We start from the raw sequence: 10,819 nt of genomic DNA on the forward strand, positions 1-10,819 counted from the left end.
CTCGGGCGTCGGGAAGGGAACCGTCGTCGCCGAGGTGCGCCGGCGTCATCCTGAGGTCTGGGTTTCGGTCAGCTGTACGACACGCGCCCCCCGGCCGGGTGAGACCGAGGGGGTGGAGTATCGCTTTGTCGACGCCGAGGAGTTCGCGTTAATGGTCAAGACAGGCGAGCTGCTGGAGCATGCGATGTTCGCGGGGCATGCGTACGGGACGCCGCGCGCGCCGTTGGAGGCGCGGCTGGCCGAAGGGGTGCCCTGCCTGCTGGAGATCGAGCTGCAGGGCGCCCGCCAGGTGCGTTCGACGATGGCCGGCTCCCGCTTTGTCTTCCTCGCCCCGCCATCCTGGGAGGAGCTGGTCCGCCGGCTCGTCGGCCGGGGCACGGAGCCGCCGGAAGTGATCAGGCGGCGGCTCGACCGGGCACGCATCGAGCTCGCCGCCGAAGCGGAGTTCGACGAGGTCGTCGTCAACGACGACGTGACGGCGGCAGCGGCCCGCCTGGTGTTCTTGACAGCCATGAGCTGACGCCTGTCAACCGGCGGCCGGAGGACTGTTCTACGCTGGGGGCATTACCGTTGTGAACCGAGGCCTACGGGGCCGCCGCGAACCGCGCCCAACCGGTTCTCCACCGCCCTGGCCACATCCGATCATGATGGCGGCTCGCCGTGAGCTGGCCGCCCCCGCGTTTTCCGGAAGGACACCGTGTCCGGCACTGTCGCACAGCCTGAAGGCATCACCAACCCACCGATCGACGAGCTCCTGGAGGCGACCGACTCCAAGTACAGCTTGGTGATCTACGCCGCGAAGCGGGCCCGCCAGATCAACGCCTACTACTCGCAGCTGGGCGAGGGCCTGCTGGAGTATGTCGGTCCGCTGGTGGAGACGGCCAGCGCGCAGGAGAAGCCGCTGTCCATCGCGTTGCGTGAGATCAACGCCGGTCTGCTGACGCACGAGACCGTCAGCGAGCCGTTGCCACCGGTCTCCTGAGCGGCCTGGAGCCGGGCGCGCCTCCGGTGCCGGCCGCGTCGCCCGCGCGTCGCCCGCGCGTCGTGCTGGGGGTGGCCGGCGGGATCGCGGCCTACAAGGCGGTCGAGGTACTTCGCCAGCTGACCGAATCCGGGCATGACGTCCGGGTCGTACCGACCGACTCGGCGCTGCGGTTCGTCGGTGAGCCGACCTGGGCGGCGCTGTCCGGCCATCCGGTGTCGACCGGCGTGTGGGCCGGCGCGGCCGAGGTGGCGCACGTGTCACTGGGACGCGAGGCCGATCTCGTCCTGGTTGTCCCGGCCACGGCTGACCTTCTCGCGCGCGCCGCGACCGGGCGCGCGGACGATCTGCTCACCGCCACCCTGCTCACGGCGCGCTGTCCGGTCGTGTTCGCGCCGGCGATGCACACCGAGATGTGGGAGCACCCGGCGACCCGGGCCAATGTGGGGACGCTTCGGGCGCGGGGCTGCGTGGTCATTGATCCGGCGGTCGGCCGGCTGACCGGCGCGGACTCCGGGGCCGGCCGGCTCCCGGCACCGGCGGAGATCGCGTCGCTGGCGCGGGCGGTGCTGGCGCGGGCAGGATCAGCCGCCAACGCCAACGCCAACGCCAACGGTACGGGCCCGGCAGCCGGGCTGATGCCGGACCTGACCGGGTACCGGTTCGTGATCAGCGCCGGTGGTACTCGCGAGCATCTGGACCCGGTCCGTTTCCTCGGCAACTCCTCAAGCGGTCGCCAGGGCTACGCGTTGGCCAGAGCGGCGCTCTCCCGGGGCGCGCGGGTTGTCGTGGTGGCGGCCAACGTGGCTCTTCCGGAGGTGGCCGGAGCCCACACCGTCCGAGTGGTCTCGGCCGTGCAGCTGCGGGCCGCCGTGCACGCGGAGGCGGCAACGGCCCACGTGGTCATCATGGCGGCGGCGGTCGCCGATTTCCGGCCCGTCACCCGGGCGGCCCATAAGATCAAGAAATCGGATGGCGACCCGGAACCCGTCGCGCTGGTCCGTAACCCGGACATCCTGGCCGAACTGGTTGCCGCGCGCCAGCCGGGTCAGCTGCTCGTCGGTTTTGCCGCGGAGACCGGCGGGCCAGGGGCTGATCTTCTCGATCTCGGCCGGGAAAAACTCGCCCGTAAGGGAGCCGACCTGCTCGTGGTCAATCAGGTCGGTGACGGGCTCGGGTTCGAGGTCGAGGACAACGCGGCGGTGGTGCTCGGCTCGGACGGCACCGAGACGGTGATCGGACGAACCAGTAAGGATCTTCTTTCGCACCGGGTGCTCGACCTGGTCACGGCTCGACTCGCGCCCGCGGATGGCTCCGTTATCGCTGTATCCGACAGTACCCGTCGGTAGACTTCGTCGGAATCGACTGGATCTCCCAGGGGGTCAGAACGTGGCGATGCGCCTGTTTACTTCCGAGTCCGTTACCGAGGGGCATCCGGACAAGATCGCTGACCAGATCAGTGACTCCATCCTCGATGCGATGATTAAGGATGACCCGTACAGCCGCGTCGCGGTCGAAACAATGATCACGACTGGTCAGGTCCATGTCGCGGGCGAGGTCACCACAGACACCTATGTGGATATCGCGGCTGTTGTCCGGGAGCGTGTTCTCGAGATCGGCTATGACTCGTCCAAGAAGGGTTTTGACGGCGCTTCCTGCGGCGTCAGCGTGTCGATCGGCTCGCAGTCGCCCGATATCGCCCAGGGCGTCGACACCGCTCACGAGACTCGGATCGGCGGCTCGAGCGACGACGAGCTGGACAGGCAGGGTGCCGGCGACCAGGGACTGATGTTCGGCTTCGCCTGTGACGAGACGCCTGAGCTGATGCCGATGCCGCTCGCGCTGGCGCACCGGCTCGCCCGCCGCCTCGCCGCCGTCCGCAAGGACGGCAAGGTCGGCTACCTGCGTCCAGACGGCAAGACCCAGGTCACCATCGAATACTCGGCCGGTCGCCCGGTCCGGCTGGACACTGTGGTCGTCTCCACCCAGCACGCGGCCGATATTGATCTTGAAACCCTGCTCGCGCCGGACATCGCCGAGTATGTCGTCGCCCCGGAGCTGGCCGCGCTTGAGATCACCACGGCGGGGCACCGGTTGCTGGTGAACCCGACTGGCCGGTTCGAGGTGGGTGGTCCCATGGGAGACGCCGGTCTCACCGGACGTAAGATCATCGTTGACACCTATGGTGGCATGGCCCGTCATGGCGGTGGCGCGTTCTCCGGCAAGGATCCGTCCAAGGTCGACCGCTCGGCCGCGTACGCGATGCGCTGGGTCGCCAAGAACGTGGTCGCCGCCGGGCTCGCCCGCCGCTGCGAGGTCCAGGTGGCCTATGCCATCGGCAAGGCACAGCCGGTCGGCCTGTTCGTCGAGACCTTCGGCACCGGCACAGTGCCTGACGAACAGATCCAGGACGCCGTGACGACCGTGTTCGACCTCCGGCCGGCCGCGATCATCAGGGACCTGGACCTGCTGCGGCCCATCTACACCCAGACCGCCGCCTACGGTCACTTCGGCCGTCCGGAGCTCGACTTCACCTGGGAGTCGACATCGCGCGCGGACAACCTGGCGGCAGCAGTCCGCGGTTAGCGCGTGCCCGATGGATGGTGGTTGATGTGGGCGCAGGTCCGCGCCATCGACGATCCATCAGGCCCACCTGAGAGCGACCGGCAGCAGGGGAGGACGCGGCATCGCGTTGCGGGTGCGCCCTGCGCGTCGCTCGCGTCATCGCTCCCCATCCATCGACGACGCTGTCGCTCCCGGCCGGGGCCGGTCAGCCGGCCGGGAGCGCCGACGGCCAGCCGTCCTGCAGATAGGCGGTGTGTCCGGTGCGCAGCGCGTCCACACAGGCGCGGATGCGCCGGGCCACCCGCGGAAGAAGGAGCCGGTCCCACTCCACAGGGCCGCACAGCTGCCAGGCGGTCAGCTCGTCGGGTGGGAGCAGCAGGCTGCGTTCGGCGTCGGAGGCGGTCAGCGGCCCGCCGTCGAAGACGAAGTGCACCAGCGGCGGCCGTCCGTCCCGCTGAGCGGGCACCCAGTCGACGCCCAGCAGCCGGCCAGGGCGCAGCTCCAGTCCGACTTCCTCCCGGACTTCCCGCCGGGCGGTCTCCCACGGGTATTCGCCCGGGTCCATGGCTCCCCCCGGGAGCAGCCAGGTGTCGGTGCGGTAGGAGGGCTGGACGAGCAGAACCCGGCCGGCCGGGTCGTGGAAGAACGCGCCGGCCGCCTGCTCGATCAGGTGAGCCTGGCGGACACCGCCGGCAAGGCGGGTCGACGAGTTGTCCGGCGGGATGGCCCAGCGCCTGATGATCGCCCGGGCCATCATGCACCAGCCTGAGGTGCTGTTCCTCGACGAGCCGACCACCGGCCTGGACCCGCAGAGCCGCCTGTCCGTCCACGACATCATCACCGGCCTGCAGACGGCCGGGCAGACGATCATGCTCATCACCCACGACATGGCCGAGGCCGACGCGCTCGCCGACCGGATCGCGATCATCGACCACGGCCGGCTACTGACCCTGGACACCCCGACCAGACTCAAGCGATCAATCCGCGGTGGCACCGTCGTCACTGTCACCGCCGACGGCCCCGACCCGGCTGAGCTGGCCGCGGCGCTCGTAGCGAACGTGCCCGCCACCCGCGACGCCCGCCCGCTCGGCGGCACCGTCATGCTCACCGTCGATGACGGCCAGCCGGTTCTCCCCGCCGTCCTCGCCGCGGCCGACGCCTGCCACGCCCGGTTGCGTGAGGTTCGCGTCGACCCTCCGTCCCTGGAATCGGTCTTCATCCAGTTCACCGGCAAGGAACTCCGCGAGTCATGACTATTCCCGCAGCCCACACGCCACGATCCCCGGCGCTGGCGGCATTCGCCGCGCTGCTCGCCCGCGACCTGACCGTGCTCCGCAGACAGCCCGCCGACTTCATTACCCGCACCATCGTCCAGCCCCTGGGTCCAAGGCCTGGCCCTCGCCGACCCCCGCACCTACGCCAGCGAAGGACTCCGCGCAGCCGTCACCAACCAGCCCCACCTCAGCCTCCTGATCGTCTACCCCGTTCTGACCACCGCCACGGGCCTCCTCCTCTGGCAGGCCACCCGCCTCTTCACCCGCCGCGCCATCAGCTGACGACCCGCCCATAAATAGGCAGTGTTGCATCTGATGCAACATTCGGCAGTTTCTGTGATTGCGCTGCGGCAGTGCGTTTCGCGCCCGCCCGGTCCGCCGGAGCGCTCAGCTTCCAGTCGCCTGAGCTGCGGTGATGGGTCGGTTGTTGCATTGGGTGACGCGATGTTGCATCGAGTTCTGTCGGCGCACCGCCGGTCCCGGAGCTGGCCGTCGCCAGCTGGCTCGAACAGCAGGGGATGACGCTCACCGGCGACGTCCCACGGGCCGACCCCGGGCCGGCCGAGGTCCCCGACGACATCGTCGCCTGATCTGCCAGCACCACCAGCAGAACCGACCAGGGCCGCCAAAGGGCTGCAGGAGCCGGCCGCCCGCGATGCCGAGAAGCACCGGATCGGTCCCAGATCATGACTATCCCAAGGGGTAGAACCGATCACGTCGGCACTACGGCGCGAGACGCGTTACTGGTCCGTGGGGCGGTAGAAGGTCCGTCGTCCCCGTCCGCCTTCCTGCATGACCAGGCCGCGGTCGCGTAGCGCGCGGAGGATTCTGCGAACATACTGGGCGGTCACGTTGAGCTCGGCCGCCAGGTCGTTCGCGGTCTCGATGCCGTCATGGATCGCATCGAGTACCCGCTGCTCGGCGTGAGTGAGGACCGGTCTGGTCGGGCTCTGATGGAGAACCGCGGTGAACCGGATGCCGTTGTCGATGTAGTGCGCCGGCGGCAGGCCCTGGGCTGCGAGCGCCTCCGTGATCGTGGGGATTCCGGTCGCCAGCGCTTCGATGACCCGGGCGCCGGTCTTCGGGGACCGCACATATTGGCAGATATCGACAAGACGGGCGTTGCGCGCCGAGGTCACGTAGTCGCGGCCCAGCCGATCGACGGTGATTCCGTATAGCCCGCCGGGGTTCGCCACCACGAGGCGATCCCGGCGCAGTCGCACCTCGATGGCGATGCCGGCGGACCAATGATCGAGATCCCGGTGGACTAGTGCGTTCGCGACCAGCTCCCGGAAGGCGATGAGTGGATAGACGGGCCGGTCGTGCACGGTGCCATCGGACAGGGAGACGATCGTGGTGTCGAAGGTGCGCCCGGCCCATTCCAATGCGGCATCGAGCATCCGGGGGATGGCGCCACTCATGGAGGCCTGGCTGCGTGCGCGCGTCCCCGCGGGATCGGACGGCAGCGGGTCGGCCGCTGCCCGGATGGAGTAGCGCGGGAACCACTGCTGCGGATGCACGCCAAGCGCGAGCAGGCCGGCGACCGTCGGCTGTCCGCCATCGACGGTCACGCCGGCACGGCGGAGGAGCTCGTCATCATCGCCGAAACGGCCTACTCCCATCGGGTCGCGATGGCGCACTTCGGCGAGGAACCCGTCAACCAGTTCTGGATCGAGGTCATCGTGCGTCGCGTCCTGGACGGGAGCGCGGTCGAAGCGGGGCTCCTGACGAGCGGCGAGGAAAGCCTGTTCCTCCAGCTGGCTGAGCGCGTAGTCGCCGTCGTACGCGCGGATGTAGGCCACACCGCTTCCACCGACCCGGCAGGGCTTCATCGATAGGTCACACTCGTGCACCCGCGCCAGGACGAGCGTCCTGCCCTCGGACACCGCATCGTCGATGGTCAGGCGGACTGGCGGTCTGAACGTCCGAGCCTTGTCGGCTAGTCCCTGCTTGAGCTTCTGCGGATCCGGCAGGCGGACCGGCCGGAAGTCGTTTCGCTCGTCGAGGCCGAGCAGGATCGTGCCGCCTCCGGGCTGGTTGGCGAGCGCGCTGAGCGTTGGGGCCAGGGAGTCTGGCAGCCCGCCCTCAGCCGACTTAACCTCCACGTTGGTCGAGTCACCGCCGGCCGCGCGCAAGGTCTCGATGATCTGACCCACATCTTGGACCATGCCTCAAATGAAACCACAGAGCGGGAGCATTTGGGGTCGGCACGGCGGTGACGGGTTGCGCCGCACCCAGATCTGCTGGGCGGGCGCTGCACGTCCGTGGGCGTCCACGCGCTCGGAGGGCGGATTCTCGCTGGTCGCAGGGGTAGAAGGCAGTCCGCAGCCAGACCGGTCGCTCGGTTTCACGGTGGGCGGGCAAATGCTACTCGGCAGGTTCATTTGAGTTTCGTTTGGCCTTCGGTGGGGTCCCATGTTGATGCCCTCTCTGCCAAGCTGGTTTGAGACAGAACGATCAGTCCATCGGGTGTGGCGAGTAGGGAAGGGCTGTACGACACGCACATCGGTAAATGGCGCCGGGCGCGGGACCGGGGTGCGCTGGGTGCGACGGTCGCGCCCAGGCCGGTTAAGAGCGCCCGGCAATAGGGGCTTGGATCAAGGAGGGAGGTTGGGGTGCGTGCCCCAGCCCCGCGACGCCGCGTCCCTATTGCCGGTCGCTCTAAGGCGTCGCCGGAGTCGGCGGAGAACCGGCGGTTGAAGGCCGCAACAGTCAACCGGCCAACATCAGGACCACAGCCGTCGCGCGGCCGGCCTCAAATTCTCATACGAAAGGGTGGCGGCCACGCCGCCCTGGTTGCTCTTGCCACAGGTGGGTCTCTCCGAGCCGACGAGGGAGCATGACGCGGATGGGAGGAGCGGTCCGAAGCCGTGAGGATCGGCAGCTCTATGAACCAGCGGCCGGGAGGAGGGCAATGCCGATCAAGCCCGCCCGGATTCCTTCTTCCCTTTTCCGCCCGGTCTTTCTGGACTGCCCGACAACACGTCATTCATGGTCAACGTCACAGGATCCTGATCGGCATATCGCCCTGCTCACCACACCCGACAGACTGATCGTTCTGTCTCAAACCAGCTTGGCAGAGAGGGCGGCTGCGGTGGTCCTGGTCGTACCGACGCGGGCGCAGCTGTTCGGCTTCCAGCTCGCCGCCGAGCGGCATGCGTCGAATCAGCTGCTGTGCCGACATCGCCGCTCGAAGATTGTCCCTGTGTTCGCGTGCTGACGATACTCTCACGGTCACGAAGGCTGCAGGTCGCTTGCCGGACGTCGACGTACACAGGCGCCGTGTCAGGGGGCCCATAGGCGGTCGACTGGCATGACATGGAGGCGGTCTTCGAAGGTGTAGGATCGTGCGCCGAGGTAGAGAATCACGCCGGCCAGGAATGCGTTGCCGGTGGCGTCGCGGAGCTTGCGAAGTGGGGTGAGGTCCGAGCCGGGAACCCGGCCGGCGGCTTTGACCTCGAACGCGACCAGCATTCCGTCGTCGCGTTCGACGACGAGGTCAACTTCGTCACCGTCCCGAGTCCGCCAGTGGCCGGTCCCGCTGACCCAGTCGGCCCAGGATGCTTGTTTGAGGAGCTCGCCGACGGCGAACGTCTCCAGCAGGTGCCCGAATTCGGTCAGCGCGGCTGGGCTGCGGGCGGCCAGCTTCTGCGGTGTCAGGCGCAGCAACCGCGCCGCAACCCCGGAGTCCAGCATATGGATCTTCGGCGAAGCCGTGGACCGGGCAATGAGGGTGGTGCTCCAAGCAGGGAGACGGTAAAGGAGGAACACTGCTTCCAGCAGGCGGATGTAGCTGTCGGCGGTCCTGTGGTCGAGCCGGGTTCCCGCCGCCGCGCTGGTGATGTTGAGAATCTGCGCGGTCTGGCCGGCCAGCCTCCCGAGCAGCGCCGGCAGGGCCGCAGCCTGGCGGATGCTACTGAGTTCCTGGACGTCGCGTTCGACGCTGAGGCGGACGTAGTCGTCGAACCAGCGCCCCCGGGAGGCAAGGCTGGCGCGGCCAAGCACCGGTGGGAACCCGCCGGTCACGACTCGGTCGATGTACTCCTCGCGTGTCGTCGTCGACGGCGGGGTGCTGACGGCGTTGACCGGGTCGGCGAAAAGGTCATCCAGCAAATGTTCGTGGACCCCGGCGACCTCCCCCTGAGAGAGCGGGTAGACGGGCAGGCGGTGCAGGCGGCCGGTGAGGGCTTGGGCGGCACGGGGAAGTGCTTCGTGCCGCGCCGAACCGGTCAGCACGAAGCGCCCAGGCCGGCCATCCCGGTTCAGCTCGGCTTTGATCGCGTCGAGGACGAGCGGGACATGCTGATACTCGTCTATACAGACCGGGGATGGCCCGGCGACGAACGTCCCCGGATCTCTGGCGACCGCATCCCGGACAGCGACGTCGTCCAGGTCGACGATCTCGGCTCCCCTGCTGGCGGCCAGGCCCCGCAGCAGGGTGGACTTACCCGCCGACCGGGGACCCTGGAGCAGGACCACGGGTTCCTCGGCCAGCCGGCTCTCGATGACGGGAAGCAGACGCCGCTCGACCAGTCCCCGCAGCGGCGTACTCACCGCTCGATGATAGTTGACCTCCACATTTGCCAGCCACTCAGTTCCAGATCTGCCAAAGGCTGAGCTCCAGATCTGCCGGCCACGTAGTTCCAGATCTGCCAGTCCCTGTGGCGTGCAACGTGATGGATAGGGCCGCTGAGCGCCCGTCCGCGGTCAGGCCTGTCAGCGGTGCCTGGTACTAAACCAGGTATGCCCGAACAGCCTGGCGTACCCCGCCCAACAGTGAGCGCCAGGACGGTCCGGGGCCCGGCGCGGGCCACCGGTCCGGGTGCGCTGGAGCCAGCGGGCGACCTGCCGGTCGCCAAGGTAGTAGTGGACGTGCCACATGCTCATCTGGACCGGTTGTTCGACTACACGGTGCCGGCGCGGTGGGCGCAGGCCGCGGTCCCCGGCGCGCGGGTCCGGGTTCGCTTCGCCGGCCGGCTCGTGGACGGGTTCATCCTCCACCGGTGCGAGCGGTCGGAGCACACCGGCGCGCTCACCTTCCTGAGCCGTGTCGTGTCGCCGGAGCCGATCCTTGCACCCGAGATCGCGGAGCTGGCCCGGACGGTGGCCGACCGCTATGCCGGGACCCTTGCCGACGTGCTCCGCCTGGCGGTCCCACCCCGGCATGCCCGGGTGGAAAAGGAGCCACCGCCGGCTACCGACCCGCCAGTTGCCGACCCGCCAGTTGCCGACCTGCCGGCGGGCGACTGGTCGCGGTATCCGGAGGGCGAACGGATGATCGCCGATCTGGCCGCGGGCGGCAGCCCCCGGGTGGTGTGGTGGGCACTGCCCGGTCCGTCCTGGCCCGCGATGGTGACCGCGGCCGCCGCCGCCACGGTCCGATCGGCCCGGGGCGTCCTGATCGTCGTCCCCGATCACCGCGACATCGACCGTGTTGCCGACGCGATGCGGGGTGTCCTCGGCGCGGCCGGTTTTGCCGCGCTCAGCGCTGATCTCGGCCCGGCCGAACGGTACCGCCGTTTCCTGGCCGTCAGGCGGGGGAGCGCACGGGTCGTGGTGGGCACCCGCGCGGCTGTGTTCGCACCGGTCCGGGATCTTGGCCTGATCGTTGTCTGGGACGACGGGGACGATCTGCACGCCGAACCCCGCTCGCCCTATCCCCACACCCGTGACGTCGCGGTGCTGCGCTCCCGGCAGCAACGGGCGGGGCTGCTCATCGGCGGGTGGTCGCCGTCGGCCGACGCGCAGGCACTGGTTCGCGTCGGCTGGGCGGGTGCGCTGGTCCCGCCGCGGTCGGTGGTGCGGGCCGCGGCCGCCCGGGTGGAAGCCACCGGTTCGGACTTCGAGGAGGCCAGAGATCCAGCGGCGCGGGCCGCGCGGTTGCCGTCGCTCGCCTGGCGGGCGGCCCGGGAGGCGTTGGCCGCCGGCGCGCCGGTCCTCGTCCAGGTGCCGCGACGCGGGTACCAGCCGTCACTGGCCTGCGCGGGCTGCCGCCGGC

9 protein-coding genes and 1 pseudogene are annotated in these 10,819 nt (G+C 69.2%); 7 read left to right on the forward strand and 3 right to left on the reverse strand.

Annotated features, from left to right (window positions below):
- The 4 genes from gmk to metK all read left to right on the forward strand — a co-directional run.
- The coding region (gene gmk, locus MJ777_RS20305; protein WP_239377468.1) for a guanylate kinase at positions 1–520 on the forward strand (520 nt) is incomplete at its 5' end.
- A gap of 177 nt (positions 521–697) precedes the next feature.
- On the forward strand, positions 698–982 hold the full coding sequence (gene rpoZ, locus MJ777_RS20310; protein ID WP_239309956.1) for a DNA-directed RNA polymerase subunit omega: 285 nt from the start codon (positions 698–700) through the stop codon (positions 980–982).
- 26 nt (positions 983–1,008) lie between these two features.
- On the forward strand, positions 1,009–2,331 hold the full coding sequence (gene coaBC, locus MJ777_RS20315) for a bifunctional phosphopantothenoylcysteine decarboxylase/phosphopantothenate--cysteine ligase CoaBC (RefSeq protein WP_239377469.1): 1,323 nt from the start codon (positions 1,009–1,011) through the stop codon (positions 2,329–2,331).
- Positions 2,332–2,371: 40 nt separating this feature from the next.
- A complete protein-coding gene (gene metK / locus MJ777_RS20320) occupies positions 2,372–3,568 on the forward strand; it encodes a methionine adenosyltransferase (RefSeq protein ID WP_239309954.1) in 1,197 nt (398 codons plus the stop codon).
- A 184-nt stretch (positions 3,569–3,752) separates the two neighbouring features.
- Here metK and MJ777_RS20325 read toward each other — a convergent pair whose 3' ends face one another.
- Entirely contained in the window at positions 3,753–4,301 is a 549-nt protein-coding gene (locus tag MJ777_RS20325; RefSeq protein WP_239377470.1) for an NUDIX hydrolase, read from the reverse strand.
- Between MJ777_RS20325 and MJ777_RS20330 the strand changes: the two genes are divergently transcribed.
- On the forward strand, positions 4,285–4,800 hold the full coding sequence (locus tag MJ777_RS20330) for a hypothetical protein (protein ID WP_239377471.1): 516 nt from the start codon (positions 4,285–4,287) through the stop codon (positions 4,798–4,800). The genes MJ777_RS20325 and MJ777_RS20330 overlap by 17 nt on opposite strands.
- A 761-nt stretch (positions 4,801–5,561) precedes the next feature.
- On the opposite strand, the gene MJ777_RS20335 is transcribed toward MJ777_RS20330, so the two are convergent.
- A complete protein-coding gene (locus tag MJ777_RS20335) occupies positions 5,562–6,989 on the reverse strand; it encodes an ATP-binding protein (RefSeq protein WP_239309951.1) in 1,428 nt (475 codons plus the stop codon).
- Between the two features lie 746 nt (positions 6,990–7,735).
- On the opposite strand from MJ777_RS20335, the gene MJ777_RS20340 reads away from it, so the two are divergent.
- The gene (locus MJ777_RS20340) at positions 7,736–8,041 is read left to right on the forward strand and encodes a hypothetical protein (protein WP_239312698.1); all 306 of its coding nucleotides are present in this window, start codon (positions 7,736–7,738) and stop codon (positions 8,039–8,041) included.
- 65 nt (positions 8,042–8,106) lie between these two features.
- Here MJ777_RS20340 and MJ777_RS20345 read toward each other — a convergent pair whose 3' ends face one another.
- A complete protein-coding gene (locus tag MJ777_RS20345; protein WP_239377472.1) occupies positions 8,107–9,375 on the reverse strand; it encodes an ATP-binding protein in 1,269 nt (422 codons plus the stop codon).
- A gap of 189 nt (positions 9,376–9,564) precedes the next feature.
- Between MJ777_RS20345 and MJ777_RS20350 the strand changes: the two are divergent.
- Positions 9,565–10,819: pseudogene (locus MJ777_RS20350) on the forward strand (primosomal protein N'); the annotation flags it as partial.

It is taken from the genome of Protofrankia sp. Cj5 (assembly GCF_917627405.1).
Taxonomy (GTDB): Bacteria; Actinomycetota; Actinomycetes; order Frankiales; family Frankiaceae; genus Protofrankia.

What these genes read in the sequence shown, in the direction of transcription:
- MJ777_RS20330 (WP_239377471.1), top strand. Translation starts at nt 4,285, where the DNA reads ATGATCGCCCGGGCCATCATGCACCAGCCTGAGGTGCTGTTCCTCGAC.
- MJ777_RS20325 (WP_239377470.1), bottom strand. Translation starts at nt 4,301, where the DNA reads ATGGCCCGGGCGATCATCAGGCGCTGGGCCATCCCGCCGGACAACTCG.
- MJ777_RS20335 (WP_239309951.1), bottom strand. Translation starts at nt 6,989, where the DNA reads ATGGTCCAAGATGTGGGTCAGATCATCGAGACCTTGCGCGCGGCCGGC.
- MJ777_RS20340 (WP_239312698.1), top strand. Translation starts at nt 7,736, where the DNA reads ATGCCGATCAAGCCCGCCCGGATTCCTTCTTCCCTTTTCCGCCCGGTC.